Annotated in this window: 15 protein-coding genes and 1 other RNA gene; 4 read left to right on the top strand and 12 right to left on the bottom strand. The window is 66.2% G+C overall.

Annotated features, from left to right (window positions below):
• Nucleotides 1-4: 4 nt before the first annotated feature.
• The gene (locus AC1DX2_RS14795; protein WP_477197124.1) at nucleotides 5-1,717 is read right to left on the bottom strand and encodes an NAD(P)/FAD-dependent oxidoreductase; all 1,713 of its coding nucleotides are present in this window, start codon (nucleotides 1,715-1,717) and stop codon (nucleotides 5-7) included.
• A gap of 74 nt (nucleotides 1,718-1,791) precedes the next feature.
• Here AC1DX2_RS14795 and rnpB point away from each other — a divergent pair.
• Nucleotides 1,792-2,173: RNase P RNA component class A (rnpB, locus tag AC1DX2_RS14790), an RNA gene on the top strand.
• 37 nt (nucleotides 2,174-2,210) lie between these two features.
• Here rnpB and htpX read toward each other — a convergent pair.
• The 6 genes from htpX to AC1DX2_RS14760 all read right to left on the bottom strand — a co-directional run bounded on the left by htpX (nucleotide 2,211) and on the right by AC1DX2_RS14760 (nucleotide 7,354).
• The gene (gene htpX / locus AC1DX2_RS14785) at nucleotides 2,211-3,083 is read right to left on the bottom strand and encodes a protease HtpX (protein WP_477197123.1); all 873 of its coding nucleotides are present in this window, start codon (nucleotides 3,081-3,083) and stop codon (nucleotides 2,211-2,213) included.
• A gap of 125 nt (nucleotides 3,084-3,208) precedes the next feature.
• Nucleotides 3,209-3,961 (bottom strand): DUF3025 domain-containing protein, encoded by a 753-nt coding sequence (locus AC1DX2_RS14780; protein WP_477197689.1) that lies wholly within the window; start codon nucleotides 3,959-3,961, stop codon nucleotides 3,209-3,211.
• A gap of 12 nt (nucleotides 3,962-3,973) precedes the next feature.
• Nucleotides 3,974-4,789, bottom strand: coding sequence for an NYN domain-containing protein (locus AC1DX2_RS14775; protein ID WP_477197122.1), 816 nt, complete (start codon nucleotides 4,787-4,789; stop codon nucleotides 3,974-3,976).
• A gap of 36 nt (nucleotides 4,790-4,825) precedes the next feature.
• Entirely contained in the window at nucleotides 4,826-5,878 is a 1,053-nt protein-coding gene (gene pyrC / locus AC1DX2_RS14770; protein WP_477197121.1) for a dihydroorotase, read from the bottom strand.
• A 44-nt stretch (nucleotides 5,879-5,922) separates the two neighbouring features.
• Nucleotides 5,923-6,903: a LysR family transcriptional regulator gene (locus tag AC1DX2_RS14765; protein WP_477197120.1), complete on the bottom strand. Its 981-nt coding sequence runs from the start codon at nucleotides 6,901-6,903 to the stop codon at nucleotides 5,923-5,925.
• 31 nt (nucleotides 6,904-6,934) lie between these two features.
• A complete protein-coding gene (locus AC1DX2_RS14760; protein WP_477197119.1) occupies nucleotides 6,935-7,354 on the bottom strand; it encodes an acyl-CoA thioesterase in 420 nt (139 codons plus the stop codon).
• A gap of 79 nt (nucleotides 7,355-7,433) precedes the next feature.
• Between AC1DX2_RS14760 and AC1DX2_RS14755 the strand changes: the two genes are divergently transcribed.
• The gene (locus tag AC1DX2_RS14755; RefSeq protein ID WP_477197118.1) at nucleotides 7,434-9,284 is read left to right on the top strand and encodes an ABCB family ABC transporter ATP-binding protein/permease; all 1,851 of its coding nucleotides are present in this window, start codon (nucleotides 7,434-7,436) and stop codon (nucleotides 9,282-9,284) included.
• A gap of 318 nt (nucleotides 9,285-9,602) precedes the next feature.
• Here the strand turns inward: AC1DX2_RS14755 and AC1DX2_RS14750 are convergent, their stop codons facing one another.
• The 5 genes from AC1DX2_RS14750 to AC1DX2_RS14730 are packed head-to-tail and all read right to left on the bottom strand — an operon-like array spanning nucleotide 9,603 to nucleotide 13,974.
• Nucleotides 9,603-10,280 carry a TetR family transcriptional regulator C-terminal domain-containing protein gene (locus AC1DX2_RS14750; RefSeq protein WP_477197117.1) on the bottom strand — a complete coding sequence of 226 codons (678 nt, stop codon included), beginning with the start codon at nucleotides 10,278-10,280 and terminating at the stop codon, nucleotides 9,603-9,605.
• Complete coding sequence (locus tag AC1DX2_RS14745; protein WP_477197116.1) at nucleotides 10,280-11,284, bottom strand: ABC transporter substrate-binding protein; 1,005 nt, start codon at nucleotides 11,282-11,284, stop codon at nucleotides 10,280-10,282. Before AC1DX2_RS14745 ends, AC1DX2_RS14750 begins: the two co-directional genes overlap by 1 nt.
• Before the next feature lie 41 nt (nucleotides 11,285-11,325).
• The gene (locus AC1DX2_RS14740; protein ID WP_477197115.1) at nucleotides 11,326-12,282 is read right to left on the bottom strand and encodes an ABC transporter permease; all 957 of its coding nucleotides are present in this window, start codon (nucleotides 12,280-12,282) and stop codon (nucleotides 11,326-11,328) included.
• Entirely contained in the window at nucleotides 12,282-13,196 is a 915-nt protein-coding gene (locus tag AC1DX2_RS14735) for an ABC transporter permease (protein WP_477197114.1), read from the bottom strand. Before AC1DX2_RS14735 ends, AC1DX2_RS14740 begins: the two co-directional genes overlap by 1 nt.
• Entirely contained in the window at nucleotides 13,189-13,974 is a 786-nt protein-coding gene (locus AC1DX2_RS14730; protein ID WP_477197113.1) for an ABC transporter ATP-binding protein, read from the bottom strand. Before AC1DX2_RS14730 ends, AC1DX2_RS14735 begins: the two co-directional genes overlap by 8 nt.
• Before the next feature lie 236 nt (nucleotides 13,975-14,210).
• Here AC1DX2_RS14730 and AC1DX2_RS14725 point away from each other — a divergent pair, with 236 nt between their 5' ends.
• Both AC1DX2_RS14725 and AC1DX2_RS14720 read left to right on the top strand, forming a co-directional pair.
• Entirely contained in the window at nucleotides 14,211-14,501 is a 291-nt protein-coding gene (locus AC1DX2_RS14725; protein WP_477197112.1) for an autorepressor SdpR family transcription factor, read from the top strand.
• Nucleotides 14,498-15,178, top strand: a complete 681-nt coding sequence (locus AC1DX2_RS14720; protein WP_477197111.1) for an SdpI family protein — start codon at nucleotides 14,498-14,500, stop codon at nucleotides 15,176-15,178. Before AC1DX2_RS14725 ends, AC1DX2_RS14720 begins: the two co-directional genes overlap by 4 nt.
• Nucleotides 15,179-15,183: the final 5 nt, after the last annotated feature.

The raw sequence follows: 15,183 nt of genomic DNA, 5'->3' as shown, positions 1-15,183 counted from the left end.
CGGCTCAGGCTTGGCCCAGCAGGCGCCTGGCCACCGCCTCGGCCACCCGTATGCCGTCCACCCCGGCCGACAGGATGCCGCCGGCGTAGCCGGCGCCTTCGCCCGCCGGGTACAGGCCGCGCGCGTTCGGGCTCTGGCAGTCCTCGCCGCGCGGCATGCGCAGCGGCGACGAGGTGCGCGTCTCCACCCCGGTGAGCACCGCGTCGGGCATGTCAAAGCCCTTGATCTTGCGGCCAAACACCGGCAACGCCTCGCGCATAGCGGTGATGGCGTATTCGGGCAGTGCCAACGCCAGGTCACCCAGGTGCACGCCCGGCTTGTACGAGGGCTCCACGCTGCCCAGCGCAGTCGAGGGCTTGGCGGCCAGAAAATCCCCCACCAGCTGGCCCGGCGCCTCGTAGGTGCCACCGCCCAGCACAAAGGCCTGGGATTCCAACTGGCGCTGCAGCACGATGCCGGCCAGCGGGTGATGCGCCTGGCCGGGACGCAACTGCGGGTCGGCCTGCGGCCCCAGCGCCGCCTCAAAGGCAGTGCGGTCCGTTGGGTAGTCCGGCGGCTCTATGCCCACCACCATGCCGGCGTTGGCGTTGCGCTCGTTGCGCGAGTACTGGCTCATGCCATTGGTCACCACGCGCTCGGGCTCGCTGGTGGCGGCCACCACCGTGCCGCCGGGGCACATGCAAAAGCTGTACACCGAGCGGCCGTTGGCCGCGTGGTGCACCAGCTTGTAGTCGGCCGCGCCCAGCAGCGGGTGGCCGGCGTGGCGCCCCCAGCGCGCGCGGTCGATCACGCCCTGCGGGTGCTCGATGCGAAAGCCGATGGAAAACGGTTTGGCCTCCATCTGCACGCCTCGGCGGTGCAGCATGGTGAAGGTGTCGCGCGCGCTGTGGCCCAGCGCCAGCACCACCTGGTCGGCCGCCAGCTCATAGCTGCTGCCGGCCTGCATGTCCAGCACGGTCAGGCCGCGCATGACCTGGCCACCCTGGCCGTCACCTTCCAGCAGCACATCGGTGACGCGTTGCTCAAAGCGTATCTCGCCGCCCAGCGCGATGATCTGCGCGCGCATGTTCTCCACCACCTTGACCAGCTTGAAGGTGCCGATATGCGGGTGGGCGACGTACAGGATTTCCTCTGGCGCGCCGGCCTTGACGAACTCTTCCATCACCTTGCGGCCGAGGAAGCGCGGGTCCTTGATCTGGCTGTACAGCTTGCCATCGGAAAAGGTGCCGGCGCCGCCCTCGCCGAACTGCACGTTGGACTCGGGGTTCAGCACCCGCTTGCGCCACAGGCCCCAGGTGTCCTGGGTGCGTTGGCGCACCGTCTTGCCGCGCTCCAGCACGATGGGCTTGAACCCCATCTGCGCCAGCAGCAGCGCTGCAAAAATGCCGCACGGGCCGAAGCCCACCACCACCGGCCTGTGCCCGCCCCCTGTCGCGGGAGCCATGCCCACCGGGCGGTACACCATGTCGGGTGAGGCGAAGATGTGCGGGTCGCCAGCGTGCGCCTTCAGGAGCGCCTGCTCCTGCGCCGCATCGAGCAGCGCCACGTCCACGATATAGACCTGCAGCAACTCGACCTTGCGGGCGTCGAAGCTGCGCTTGAACACGCGCACCTCGCGCACGTCGGCAAGGGGGATTTGCAGCACGCGGGCAACCAGCGCCGGCAGCGCATCGTCCGCATGGTCCAGCGGCAGCTTCAGTTCAGTCAAACGCAACATGTGTCAGGGCCTGTGGTTATCAAGCAGGCCGCCATTATCGGGCTTGCGCGCCATTGCCCCGATAATGGGGGGGTGAAGCCTGCCAGACCGCCGCTGGTGCATAGCCGCAAGGACGGTGACGCAAGTCACCGGGTGGAAACACCGCACTGGAGGAACGTCCGGACTGCACAGGGCAGCGTAGCAGCTAACGGCTGTCCACTGAAAACACGGCGCGCAAGCGCCGTGCATAAGGTGAGGATCAGAGCAACAGAGACGAGTCGCACCGGGGCAACCCGGCGCGGGTGAAACGGGCAATCTCTACGCGCAGCAACACCAAGTAGGCCAGCGTTGATGGGGCCCCCAGAGCTGGCGGGTAGGTGGCACCGAGCCAAAGAGCGATCTTTGGCCCAGATTAATGGCGGTCACACGGCGGGCAACCGCCGCGCACAGAATCCGGCTTATCGGCGGGCTTCACACTTTTTTCAGCGGTGCCGGCCCCTTGCCGGCACACGCGTCACGCTTGCGCGCTTTGCAGCGCCGCAATGCGCTCTTCAATCGGCGGGTGGGTGGCAAACAGCTTGCCCACGCCACCCAGAATGCCCAGGGCGGCCACACTTTGCGGCAACTCACCCGGGTGCACACCGCCCAGGCGCTGCAGCGCGTTGATCATCGGCTGCCTGCGGCCCAGCAACTGGGCCGAGCCGGCGTCGGCGCGAAACTCACGGTGGCGCGAAAACCAGGCCACGACCATGGCGGCGGCAAAGCCCAGCACGATGTCCAGCACGATGGTGGTGACGTAGTAGCCGATGCCGGGGCCGGAGCGGTCGTCTCCCTTGCGCAGGAAACTGTCCACCGCGTAGCCGATGACGCGGCTCAAGAACACCACGAAGGTGTTCATCACACCCTGGATCAGCGTCATGGTCACCATGTCGCCGTTGGCGATGTGGGCCACCTCATGGCCGATCACCGCTTCCACCTCCTCGCGGTTCATGCTTTCCAGCAGGCCGGTGGACACCGCCACCAGCGCCGAATTCTTGAACGCGCCGGTGGCGAACGCATTGGGGTCACCGTCGAAGATGCCCACCTCAGGCATGCCGATGCCGGCCTTGTCGGCCAAGCGGCGCACCGTCTCAACAATCCAGGCCTCGTCCTGCGTCTGCGGCTGCGTGATGACGCGCACGCCAGATGTCCACTTGGCCATGGGCTTGCTGATCAGCAGCGAGATGATGGCGCCGCCAAAGCCCATCACCAGCGCGAAACCCAGCAGCGCGCCCAGGTTCAGCCCGTTGGCCGTGAGGTAGCGGTTCACACCCAACAGGCTGGCCACAATGCCCAGCACCGCCACCACGGCGACGTTGGTCAGGACGAACAGGATGATGCGTTTCATGCGTTGCTTCAAAAGATCCGCGATGGCGGCTCCATGGCGCGAATGGTAGGGGCGAACGCCTGAAATTCAATGCTTGAAAGCATAGTCCAGCAAATTCTGCGGGTATTGCACCCACCGTGGTGCATTCAGTCCGCCCGGGGCGGGCGGAACACCTGCGCATCGGCGTAGAAACCGGCGTCTTCATTGGCAGGCCACCAGCCGGGCACGCCCAGCACCTGCAGCGGCGCAAAGGGCTTGGCGGCCAGTTTTTCAGCCGACAGGTCGGCCGCCAGCCAAGCGTCCAACGCCGCCAGCGTGTTTGTTTCGGTTTGTATCGGGTACACGTGCGCGGTGATGGCCTTGCGCGGTTGCACCAGTTTTTCCAGCAAGGCATGGCCGAACACCACCAGCCGCGCCTGCGCCCACAGTGGACGCAAATCAACGAGCAGGCGTTGCCAGTCCCTGGCCCGCAAGGCGTCCCACAAGGCGGCTGGCGCGTGCAGCAGCGCGGCGTTCTCGTCGAACAGGGTCAGCGCATCCCGCACCGGGCCGCGCACCGGGCGGATGCCATCGGCGGCAATCTGCGCCGCCTGCAGTTGGTTCAGACGCGCCTTGGTCAGCGGAAAATGAAGCCAGCACAGACCGTTGAAGAAATCGTGCAGGCCCTCGCGCACCGGGCAGCACCCCGTGTCGGCAATGAACTGCTCGTAGGCGATGCCAGCCGGTAAGGCCGTCTGCGGCACAAAGCGCACCGGGCTGGGCTGCGCCTGGCCTAAAGCCTGGTGCAACGCGGCGCCGGCCTGCCACGCCGCCTCCACCGGCTGCCCCAGGGCGCGAAACGGTTGCAGCCACGGCGCCGCCCAATCACAGGCCTGTGGATGGGCGGCAGCACCCTCCATGGGGAGCACCGGTCAGGGCAGCAAGTAGCGCACCCGGTTGGGCTGGGTGCCGGGCGACAGCTCAAACCGCTCGTGAAACTTCTTGAACAGTTTGGTGGACGAGGCCCGCTTGCTCAACACGCTTTCATCGTGCAGCAGTTTGACCACCTCACCCAGCGGCTGGGGCAGGCCGGTCTTCAGCGCCGGCACCGCAGCCAAGATGGCTTGCACCTCCGGCGGCAACATGGGCGGCTCGACGACGGCAGGCTGCTCTCGCACGGCCGCAGACTTCCTGGCGACGGTCTTCCTGGCCGGCGCCTTCTTGGCCGCGACCTTCTTGGCCGGCGCCTCTCTCACCCGCGTTTTGCGGGGCGTGGCTGGCTGTGCAGTGGCCGCAACCGCATGGCGGTCTGAGGAAGGCGACGCATCCACATACACCACGTCGTCATAAGCGCAAGCCAGGTCATCGGCGGCCGATTTGTCACCCTGTGCAAAACACAACACGTGCTTGCCGGCCTCGCGCAGGCGCAACGCCAGCGGCGCAAAGTCCGCATCGCTGGAGCCAATGGCCACGGCGGCGGGCAGCGCGGCGTCGCGCAACAGGTCCATCGCGTCCACCACCAACGCGACGTCGGTGGTGCCCTTGCCCTGGTTGACGAACGCGCGCACGGCGTGGCGCTTGAGCATGTCTTTCATGCCAGCGAGCTTTTCGTGCCCACCGTAGGCGCGCCGCACCGTCACGCTGATGCCCCGGTCTGCAAGGTACTGGAAGGCGGTGTCGATCGCTGCGGGCGTCAGGTTGTCCGCATCGATCAGCAAAGCCACCTGGAAAACCTGTTCATTGGCCATAAAACCTTTTCAATAACACCGTCACTGACACAAAAATCACGAGGCTGACAGCCGCCACGGCAGCGCTTCCCCACCACGCAGTGGTTTCAGCGTGGCCTCGCCAAATACAAAGCCCTCGGGCGTGGTCCAGGATTCGCGCACCAGGGTGACGCGGCCACTGTTGCGCGCCAGGCCGTAAAAGTCCGGCCCGTGGAAGCTGGCAAAGCCTTCCAGCTTGTCCAGCGCGCCAGCGCCATCAAAGGCTTCGGCGTACATCTCGATGGCGGCGTGCGCCGTGTAGCAACCGGCACAGCCCAGCGCATGCTCCTTCAGGTGGGCCGGGTGCGGCGCGCTGTCGGTACCGAGGAAGAAGCGGTCGCTGCCGCTGACAGCCGCCGCCACCAGCGCCTGGCGGTGCACTTCACGCTTCAACACCGGCAGGCAATAGTAATGCGGGCGCACGCCACCGGTGAAGATGGCGTTGCGGTTGTACAGCAGGTGGTGGGCGGTGATGGTGGCGGCGGTGTGGCGGCCGGCCTCGCCCACATACTGCGCCGCTTCTCGGGTGGTGATGTGCTCCAGCACGACCTTCAGTTCGGGAAAGTCGCGACGCAAAGGGATCAGCTGCTGGTCGATGAACGCCGCCTCGCGGTCGAAGATGTCGATGTCGGGCGAGGTCACCTCGCCGTGCACCAGCAACAGCATGTCGGCGCGCTGCATGGTTTCCAGCGTCTTGTAGGTCTTGCGGATGTCGGTGACGCCGGCATCGCTGTTGGTGGTGGCGCCGGCCGGGTACAGCTTGGCGGCGACCACGCCGGCCGCTTTGGCGCGGACGATCTCATCCGGCGGCAGGTTGTCGGTCAGGTACAGCGTCATCAGCGGCTCGAAGGCCACACCGGCCGGCACGGCGGCCAGGATGCGTGCCTTGTAGGCCAGCGCCTGCGCGGTGGTGGTCACCGGCGGCTTCAGGTTGGGCATGATGATGGCGCGGCCAAACTGGGCAGCGGTGTGTGGCACCACGGTGGCCAACGCGGCACCGTCGCGCACATGCACATGCCAGTCGTCGGGGCGGGTCAGCGTCAGCGTGGAAAGGGGGGAGGCAGCGGTCATGGTGCCGCTATTGTCTCAAACGGCGCCTTGCAGCGGCGGGTGTCTCAAACCGCGCCGTCGGCGCCAGCGCGTGGGCCGCGGCTGAGGTAGTCCCACAGCGCCTGCGCACTGCTCTTGTGCACCTTGTTGGCGGCGGAGCGCAGCGCCTCCTTGCCCATGGGGCGCTCGCGGTACACGCGCACGTCCATGCTGGCCTGCATGCTCGCCACCTCGGTCGCATCCGCGGGCAGCGCGCTGACCAACTTCTTGGCGCGCAGATCCTTCTTCACCGCGCTGTAGGGCAGAAAAGCGACGCCGTGGCCCTCCAGCGCCATCGCCTTCAGGCCCTCGGCCATGTCGGTCTCGTACACCCGGTCCAGGTGGATGGCGGTGGGCGACTGTTTCAAGATCAGATCCACCACCTGCCCCAGGTAGGCACCCGGCGCGTAGCCCAGGTAGGGCAGCAGATGGCCGGGCCGGCCCGGCAGGCGAAACATCGGTTCACCCTGGGCGTCAGGTTTCGCATAGGGAGCGATCAACTCGTCGCCCAGGCTGACCATCTCATACCGCTCGGGGTCCAGCTGCAGCGGCTGGGACGCGTGGTGGTAGGCGATCAGCAGGTCGCAACTGCCTTCCACCAGTCGCATCACGGCGTCGTGCACGTTCAGCGCGATCAACCGGCTCTTCAGGGGGCCGAAATTCTCGCGCAGCGTGGTGACCCAGGCTGGGAAGAAGGTGAAGGCCAGCGTGTGCGGCACGGCGAACTCCACCACGTCCTGCGCGGCGGACGAATGGCCGCGCAGCATGGCGCGGGTGCTCTGCAGCGCCTGCAGCATCTCCAGCGACTGGTCGTACAGCGTCTCGCCGGCCGGCGTCAGCCGCGTGGGGTAAGAGCTGCGGTCCACCAGGTCGGTGCCGGCCCAGGCTTCCAACGCCTGGATGCGGCGCGAAAACGCCGGTTGCGTCACATGGCGCAGCTGGGCCGAGCGGCTGAAGCTGCGCGTCTCGGCCAGGCTGACGAAGTCCTCAAGCCATTTGGTGTCCACAGATCAACTCCGCATCAGGGAAGTGCTTGGCTCAGCGCGGTATTTCTCTCGGCTGCCCCTGGTCGTCGATGGCCACATAGGTCAGCGTGGCCTGGGTCACTTTCACGTAAAGGCCCTGGGCGCGGAAGCGCTCGGCATACACCTCCACCGTCACGGTGATGGAGGTGCGGCCTATGCGCGCGACCTTGGAAAAGAACGACAGGATGTCGCCCACCCGCACCGGCTGCTTGAAGATGAACTCGTTCACCGCCACCGTGGCCATGCGTCCCAGCGCGTAGCGGGCCGGGATCACCGAGCCGGCCAGGTCCACCTGGGCCATGACCCAGCCGCCGAAGATGTCGCCATTGGCGTTGCAGTCCGCCGGCATGGGGATGACTTTCAGCACCAGCTCGTGGTCCTCCGGCAGTTCCGGGGGTCTTGCGGGGTAGTTCCGGCTAGAAATCTCGGACATGGGCACAATCTCCATAAATCAGCACGAACTCCTGCCCTTGGGCAGGTTCGTAGAAAACCAACTGCCCCCATTGTCCGTCATGCGCCAACGCGGCGAAGCTTCGTCCACCCCCGCCCCCACCCAAGCCCCGTCTGACTGGCATACGCTGGGCCGCCTGTTCCCCTACCTGTGGACCTACAAGTGGCGGGTGATGGCGGCGCTGGCTTTCATGGTGGGCGCCAAGCTGGCCAATGTGGGCGTGCCGCTGCTGCTGAAGACCCTGGTGGACGCGATGAGCCCCAATGGCGGGCGCCTGCCCGGCGCCGGCAGCGCGGCCGACGCGCTGCACGCGCTGGTGGTGGTGCCCACCGCGCTGCTGCTGGCCTATGGGGCGCTGCGCCTGTCCACCTCGCTGTTCACCGAGTTGCGCGAACTGGTGTTCGCCAAGGCCACCGAGGGCGCGGCGCGCAGCATCTCGCTGAAGGTGTTCCGCCACCTGCACGACATGAGCCTGCGCTTCCACCTGGAGCGCCAGACCGGCGGCATGACGCGCGACATCGAGCGCGGCACGCGCGGCGTGCACTCGCTGATCTCGTATTCGCTGTACAGCATCATCCCGACGCTGATCGAGCTGGTGCTGGTGCTGGGCGTGCTGGGCTTCAAGTTCGACTGGTGGTTTGTGGGCATCACGCTGATCGCACTGGTGTTCTACATCAGCTTCACCGTGGTCGTCACCGAATGGCGCAGCCAGTTCCGCAAGAAGATGAACGAGCTGGACTCGTCGGCCCACACCCGCGCCATCGACTCGCTGCTGAACTACGAGACGGTGAAGTATTTCAACAACGAGGACTTCGAGGCCCGCCGCTACGACGAAAGCCTGGAGAAATACCGCCGCGCGGCGGTGAAGAGCCAGACCACGCTGAGCATGCTCAACACCGGCCAGCAACTGATCATCGCCATCAGCCTGGTGGTGATGCTGTGGCGCGCCACCACAGGCGTGGTGGAAGGCCGCATGACGCTGGGCGACCTGGTGATGGTCAACGCCTTCATGATCCAGCTGTACATCCCGCTGAACTTCCTGGGCGTGATCTACCGCGAGATCAAGCAAAGCCTGGCCGACCTGGAAAAGATGTTCACGCTGATGGAACGCGAGCGCGAGGTGGCGGACGTCGACGGCGCAACGGCCCTGGTGGTGGAGCCCGGCAACGGCCCGCTGGGCGCCAGCGTGCGCTTCGAGGATGTCAGCTTTGCCTACGAGCCTGCACGCCCCATCCTGCACCACATCAGCTTCGAGATCCCGGCCGGCAAGACGGTGGCGGTGGTGGGGCCGTCGGGCTCGGGCAAATCGACGCTGGGCAGGCTGTTGTACCGCTTTTACGACGTGCAGCAAGGCCGCATCCTGATCGCCGGGCAGAGCATCAAGGCGGTCACCCAGGCCAGCGTGCGCCAGGCCATCGGCATCGTGCCGCAGGACACGGTGCTGTTCAACGACACGGTGCAATACAACATTGCCTATGGCCGCCCCGGCGCCACGCTGGCCGAGGTGCAAGCGGCGGCGGCCTCGGCGCACATCCACAGCTTCATCGCCAGCACGCCGCTGGGCTACGACACCATGGTGGGCGAGCGTGGGCTGAAATTGTCCGGCGGCGAGAAGCAGCGCGTGGCCATCGCCCGCACGCTGCTGAAGGACCCGCCGATCATGATCTTCGACGAAGCCACGTCGGCGCTGGATTCGACGAACGAACGCGCCATCCAGGCCGAGCTGCAAAGCGCCTCGCGCAACAAGACCACGCTGGTGATCGCGCACCGCCTGTCCACCGTGGTGGATGCGCACGAAATCCTGGTGATGAGCGCCGGGCGCATCGTCGAGCGCGGCACGCATGGGCAGCTGCTGGCCGCCAACGGCGAATACGCCCGCATGTGGGCGTTGCAGCAGAGCTCGGCGGAGTAGCGCTTGCATTGCGAATGCATGCTTGCCTAATGGGTTGGCTGGGATCAGGCCGCCACGGCACTCGGCTCCGCGGCTGTCCCCCGGGCCTTCGGCCCTCCTCCTTGATGCCGCTGCGCCGAATGCCATGACGACCTGATCCCGCAAACGTAGCTGACGTACCAGCGTCTTGTATGCCGGCGTCACGCCTGCTAACGGCCCCGATGTCGCCGGGGTGCGTGGCGGAGGGAAATCAAGGAGGAGGCCGAAGGCCGGGGGACATTCCCGTAGCCACGCGCCCCAGTGGCGTCGGCAGCCAGCAAACCAAGAGACGAGAGCGTGTTACAACAGCCCGCAGCCCCGCAGCAGCAAAGAGACGACATGCTCTGTCGCCCGCGCGTGGTCCTTCTTGCGCAGCGCGCTGCGGCCCAGCACAGCGGTGACCTGGACGTCGAAGTCGGCATAGGTCTGCGTCGCCGCCCAGATGGTGAAGAACAGGTGGGTGCCGTCCACCGGCGCCATGCGGCCGGCGTCCACCCAGCTCTGGATGACGGCGGATTTTTCTTCCACCAGCGCGCGCAGCTCGGTGGTCAGCAGGTGGTGCAGCACCGGCGCGCCGTGCAGCATCTCGTTGGCAAACACCTTGGACGCATCCGGCCGCTGCGCAGACATGGCCATCTTGGCGCGGATGTAGTGCTCCAGCGCCTTGCGCGGCTCGGCGTCTGGTTTGATGCTGTGGGCCGGTGCCAGCCAGTCTTTCAGCAGCCGGGCCAGCACCTCGCGGTACAGCACCTCTTTGCTACCAAAGTAGTAATGCAGATTGGCCTTGGGCAAGCCGCTGGCCTGGGCGATGGCGGCCATGGTGGCACCGCCAAAGCCGGCCCGTGCGAAGACGCTCTCCGCAGCCGCCAGGATGAGGCTCTCATTGGCCTGGCGGATGTGTCCCTTGGTCTGGCCGATGGATGCGGCGTCTTCCTGCTGGCTGCGCGATGCAGCCAGCGCTTGCTCTGAAAAAGCCATTATTTTTGTGCGGCCTCCCACACCACGTGCGTCATTGCGGCTTTGCCGGGGTCTTTCTTGATGACCGGCGAACTGCCGCCGGTCATCAGCACTTTAACAGTTCGATCGTAAGCGGCCGGCTCCAGGTAGCCGATCTTGGGCGTGCCGGCGGTGGTGATGAGCTTGGCCACGTTCTCCATCTGGCGCTTTTGCACCTTCAGCGTGGCACTGCCAGAGGTGTCCGCCGCCACCACCAACTTGGCGGCTTCCTCGGGATTTTTCACCGCATCGTTCCAGCCCTTGAAGGTGGCCTTCAGGAATTTGCCCATGCGCGCCACGAAGGCAGGGTCCTTCAGCTTGGACTCCAGCACGTACAGGCCGTCTTCCAGCGAGGCCACGCCCTGGTCTTCATAGAAGAAGGTGATCAGGTCGCTCTCCTTGACGCCGGCGTCTATCACCTGCCAGTACTCGTTGTAGATCATGGTGGAGATGCAGGCAGCCTGGTTCTGCAGCAGCGGGTCCACATTGAAGCCCTGCTTGAGCACCTTGATGTCGGTGTCGGGCTTGAAACCCAGCTTGGCCATCCAGTTCAGGAAGGGGTACTCATTGCCGCCGAACCACACGCCCAGCGTCTTGCCCTTCAAATCCTTGGGCGCAGCCACGCCGCTGGCCTTCTTGCAGGTCAGCATCAGGCCGGAGCGGTTGAACACCTGAGCGATGTTGACCAGCGGCACGCCGGCCTCGCGCGCGGCCAGCGCGTCGGGCATCCAGTTCACCACCACGTCGGCCTGGTTGCCGGCAATCACCTGCACCGGCGAGATGTCGGGGCCGCCGGGCTTGATGGTCACATCCAGCCCCTCGGCCTTGTAATAACCCTTGGCCTGGGCCACGTAATAGCCGGCAAACTGGGCCTGCGGCACCCACTTGAGCTGCACCGTCACCTTGTCAGCCGCCCAGGCACCCGCGCAAACGGCCACCAGCGCCGCCGCCAACAGGCTGCGACCGAATTTGGAGGAAACCATCATGATGAAAACTCCTTCTTGTTGAACCAGAACATAACCGACATTCAGCCTTCACGCACTGACGGATGCCAGAACGCCGCCCGGCGTTCCAGTTGCACAAGCAAGGCGTAGGCCACGCTGCCGGTGACCGCCGCCACCACAATGGCACCCCACACCAGCGCCATGTTCATCTTGGCCGCTTCGGTGGAGATGCGAAACCCCAGGCCCGAGGTGGGCGAGCCGAAGAACTCGGCCACGATGGCCCCTATCAACGCCAGCGTGGCATTGACCTTCAGTGCACCAAAAATGAACGGCAGCGCACTGGGCAGGCGCAGCGCCAGCAACGTGCGGCCGTAGCCAGCGGCGTAGCTGTGCATCAGCTCGCGTTCCAGCCGGCCGGCAGCCTGCAGACCGGCCAACGTGGACACCAGCATGGGAAAGAAGGTCATCAGCACCACCACCGCGGCCTTGGACGGCCAGTCGAAGCCGAACCACATCACCGCGATCGGCGCCACGCCCACCAGCGGCACCGCGCTGGTCAGCGAGGCCACCGGCAACAGCCCACGCTGCAGGAAAGGCAACCGGTCTATCGCCAGTGCCACACAAAAGCCCAGGCCGCAGCCCAACAACCAGCCGGTCAGCACCGCCTTGCCCACCGTCTGCACAAAATCGCCCCACAGCTTGCCACCGTGCTCCAGCAGCGCCGCAAAAATCAGGCTGGGTGCCGGCAGCAGCACGCGCGGCACCTCGCAGGCCAGCACCAGCACCTGCCAGAAGTACAGCACCCACAGGCCAAACAACGCCGCCGTCAGCAAGCCGATCAGCCGGCCGCCATCCAGCGCGGCGGTGCGCTGGATGCCCGCCAGCGCCAGCAACGCCGTCACACCGGTGAACAGCCAGAACACCAGCGTGGGTTGCGCTTCGCCTTGCGCGGCAGGGAATTGCAGCAGCGCCAAGGCGCAGGCACCGCCCAGCAACACCAGCGCGGCAGCCCACAAAAAAGGCTTTGCGGCGCCGTCCATCACGCGTTCCCCCGGTGGCGCAAGGCCAGCCGCTGCAGCATGGCCACCGCCGCCGTCAGCACCAGCCCCAGCACGGCCGACATCACCAGCGCGGCCCAGATCTGCACCGTGTTGCCATAGTAAGAGCCAGTCAGCAGCCGAGCGCCCAGGCCGGCCTGTGCGCCGGTGGGCAACTCGGCCACCATGGCGCCCACCAGCCCGGCGGCAATGCCCACGCGCAAGGCCGGAAACAGAAACGGCAGCGAGGCCGGCAGCCGCAACAGCCACAACGCCTGCCAGCGCGTGGCAGCGTAGGTGTGCATCATCTCGGTCTCGATGCGCTGCGGCGAGCGCAAGCCCTGCACCATGGCCACGGTAACGGGGAAGAAGCACAGGTACATGGCAATCGCCGCCTTGGGCGCCACGCCCGAAAAGCCCAGGCTGCCCAGGATGACCAGCACGATGGGCGCGATGGCCAGCACCGGCACCGTCTGCGAGGCGACGATCCACGGCAGCAACGCGCGCTCCAGCGTGCGCGAATGCACGATGGCCACCGCCAGCACGAGGCCCAGCAGCGTGCCCAGCACGAAGCCCAACAGCGTGGACTGACCGGTGACGGCCACATGGAACAGCAGGTTGCGCGGCGAATCCAGCGGCCAATCCACCAGGCTGCTCCACAGCTCCAGCGCCACCTGGTGCGGCGACGGCAACACCGGGCGCTCCATGTCCATGGTGGCGCGCAGCAGATCGGACCAGCTCCAGTTGGCCCCCTGTGGTGCCAGCACACGCTCGATGGCGCCCGGGCTGTTCAGCGCCCAGGCCAGCGCGTACCAGGCCAGCACGCAGAACAGCAACACCGCTGCCACCGGCAGCCCCTGGTGGCCCAGGCGGCGCCAGCCCATGGACGATGCAGCGGGGGCGGCCAGTTCACTCATGGTGGCCTTCGGCCAGCGCCTCGCGCACCTCGTGCGCCAGCGCCATGAACTGCGGCGTGTCGCGCAGGCCCAGGTGGCGCTCGTCCGGCAGCGGCGAGGTCAGCACCTTGACGATGCGCCCCGGGCGCGGCGACATCACCACGATGCGGGTGGACAGGTACACCGCCTCTGCAATAGAGTGGGTGACGAACACCACCGTGCGGCGCTCGCGCTGCCACAGCTGCTGCAATTGTTCGTTCAGCCGGTCGCGAGTGATCTCGTCCAGCGCGCCGAAGGGCTCGTCCATCATCAGGATGCGCGGCTCGAACGACAGCGCGCGGGCGATGGACACGCGCTGCTGCATGCCACCCGACAGCTGCCACGGGTATTTGCCCTCGAAGCCGGTCAGCCCCACCCGCGCCAGGTGGGCCAGGGCGATGGTTTTGGCCTCGGCCTTGCTCTTGCCCTGGATCTGCAGCGGCAGCGTCACATTGCCCAGCACCGTGCGCCAGGGGAAGAGCGCAGGCGCTTGGAACACATAGCCGTAGGCACGCGCCAGCCGCGCCTCATGCGGCGACACGCCGTTGACCAGCACCTGGCCGGCGCTGATCTTCTCCAGGTCGGCAATCACGCGCATCAGCGTGGTCTTGCCGCAGCCCGAGGGGCCAATCAGCGACACGAACTCGCCCTCGGCAATCTCCAGGTCAATGTGGCTGAGCGCGTGCACCGGTGAATCAGCGGTCTGGTAGACCACGCTGGCGTCGCGCACCTCCACCGCCAGCCTAGGGGCAGTGTTCATTGGCGCCATGGGGACAAGGGGTGCGCGGGCACCAAGGTGGTGATTCGTGTCGTCATCAGGTGTGGGCAGACTAACCAATTGGTCAGCTTTCGGTTGATATTAGCCAGTTCCATGCCAGTCTGGCCATACGGGTGTGCCCCGAGTGCAGGCCCTGACGAGCTGGCAGGGCGTTTGACAAGCTTGCTCCGTTTCGCTAGTATTTAGATAAATATCTAATTAGATGATTTTCACAATACATGGCTGACAGCAGCAACGAGGCCTTCAAGGCCATTGCCGATCCCACGCGGCGGGAAATCCTGCGGCTGCTGCGCAAGGGCGAGATGACGGCCGGCGCGCTGGCCGAATGCTTTGACATGACCAAGCCCACCATGTCGCACCACTTCACGGTGCTGCGCGAGGCCGACCTCATCACCCAGCGGCGCGCCGGCCAGACGCTGTGGTACGCGCTCAACACCACCGTGCTGGAAGACGTGATCGCCTGGGCCATGGACCTGACCGAGGGAAGAAAGACTGGAGGAAAAAAATGAGCCTGCCCAATTTACGCACGACTGCCAGATACTTCGTCATCGCCGGCGCGCTGCTGCTGGCCACGCTGGTCGCGTACGCGCTGGCCTACCCGCAATTGCCGGCGCAAATCCCCATCCACTGGAACGCGCAAGGCGTGGTCAACGGCTATGGGCCGCGCGGCACGCTGCTGCTGCTGGGGCCGGGGGGCATGCTGGGGGTGTTGGTGCTGTTTGGCCTGCTGCGCCGGCTGTCGCCGCGCGACTATGAGGTCGACAGCTTCCGCCCCACCTACCTGTACCTGATGCTGGTGATGGAGGTGCTGCTGGCCTACCTGTTTGCCGTGTTGCTGTGGGCTGCGCTGGTGGGCCCGCAGGATGCGCTGCGCATGGTGTTGGGCGGCGTGGGTGTGCTGTTCATGCTGATTGGCAATGTGCTGGGCAAGGTGCGGCGCAACTTCTTCATCGGCATTCGCACGCCGTGGACGCTGGCCAGTGAACGCGTGTGGTACGCGACCCACCGCCTGGCCGCCAAGGCCTGGGTGGCCAGCGGGCTGTTGAGCCTGCTGGGCGTGATGCTGGGCCTGCCGATCTGGGGCATGGTGGCCCTGTGGGTGGCTTCGGCGCTGCTGCCGGCGGCGTATTCGCTGCTGCTGTACCAGCGGCTGGCCCGAAGCGGCGAGCTCGACGCCCCGCCCTAGCCAGG

The sequence above is a fragment of the Hylemonella sp. P2_B10 genome, from assembly GCF_056404875.1.
This window is presented reverse-complemented; position numbering and strand designations above follow the sequence as displayed.

Bases quoted from the DNA above. Each gene is read 5' to 3' on its own strand.
- AC1DX2_RS14755 (WP_477197118.1), top strand. From the start codon at position 7,434: ATGCGCCAACGCGGCGAAGCTTCGTCCACCCCCGCCCCCACCCAAGCC.
- AC1DX2_RS14795 (WP_477197124.1), bottom strand. From the start codon at position 1,717: ATGTTGCGTTTGACTGAACTGAAGCTGCCGCTGGACCATGCGGACGAT.
- AC1DX2_RS14740 (WP_477197115.1), bottom strand. From the start codon at position 12,282: ATGGACGGCGCCGCAAAGCCTTTTTTGTGGGCTGCCGCGCTGGTGTTG.
- AC1DX2_RS14775 (WP_477197122.1), bottom strand. From the start codon at position 4,789: ATGGCCAATGAACAGGTTTTCCAGGTGGCTTTGCTGATCGATGCGGAC.
- AC1DX2_RS14730 (WP_477197113.1), bottom strand. From the start codon at position 13,974: ATGAACACTGCCCCTAGGCTGGCGGTGGAGGTGCGCGACGCCAGCGTG.
- AC1DX2_RS14725 (WP_477197112.1), top strand. From the start codon at position 14,211: ATGGCTGACAGCAGCAACGAGGCCTTCAAGGCCATTGCCGATCCCACG.
- AC1DX2_RS14760 (WP_477197119.1), bottom strand. From the start codon at position 7,354: ATGTCCGAGATTTCTAGCCGGAACTACCCCGCAAGACCCCCGGAACTG.
- AC1DX2_RS14735 (WP_477197114.1), bottom strand. From the start codon at position 13,196: ATGAGTGAACTGGCCGCCCCCGCTGCATCGTCCATGGGCTGGCGCCGC.
- AC1DX2_RS14750 (WP_477197117.1), bottom strand. From the start codon at position 10,280: ATGGCTTTTTCAGAGCAAGCGCTGGCTGCATCGCGCAGCCAGCAGGAA.
- AC1DX2_RS14780 (WP_477197689.1), bottom strand. From the start codon at position 3,961: ATGGAGGGTGCTGCCGCCCATCCACAGGCCTGTGATTGGGCGGCGCCG.
- AC1DX2_RS14720 (WP_477197111.1), top strand. From the start codon at position 14,498: ATGAGCCTGCCCAATTTACGCACGACTGCCAGATACTTCGTCATCGCC.
- htpX (WP_477197123.1), bottom strand. From the start codon at position 3,083: ATGAAACGCATCATCCTGTTCGTCCTGACCAACGTCGCCGTGGTGGCG.
- pyrC (WP_477197121.1), bottom strand. From the start codon at position 5,878: ATGACCGCTGCCTCCCCCCTTTCCACGCTGACGCTGACCCGCCCCGAC.
- AC1DX2_RS14745 (WP_477197116.1), bottom strand. From the start codon at position 11,284: ATGATGGTTTCCTCCAAATTCGGTCGCAGCCTGTTGGCGGCGGCGCTG.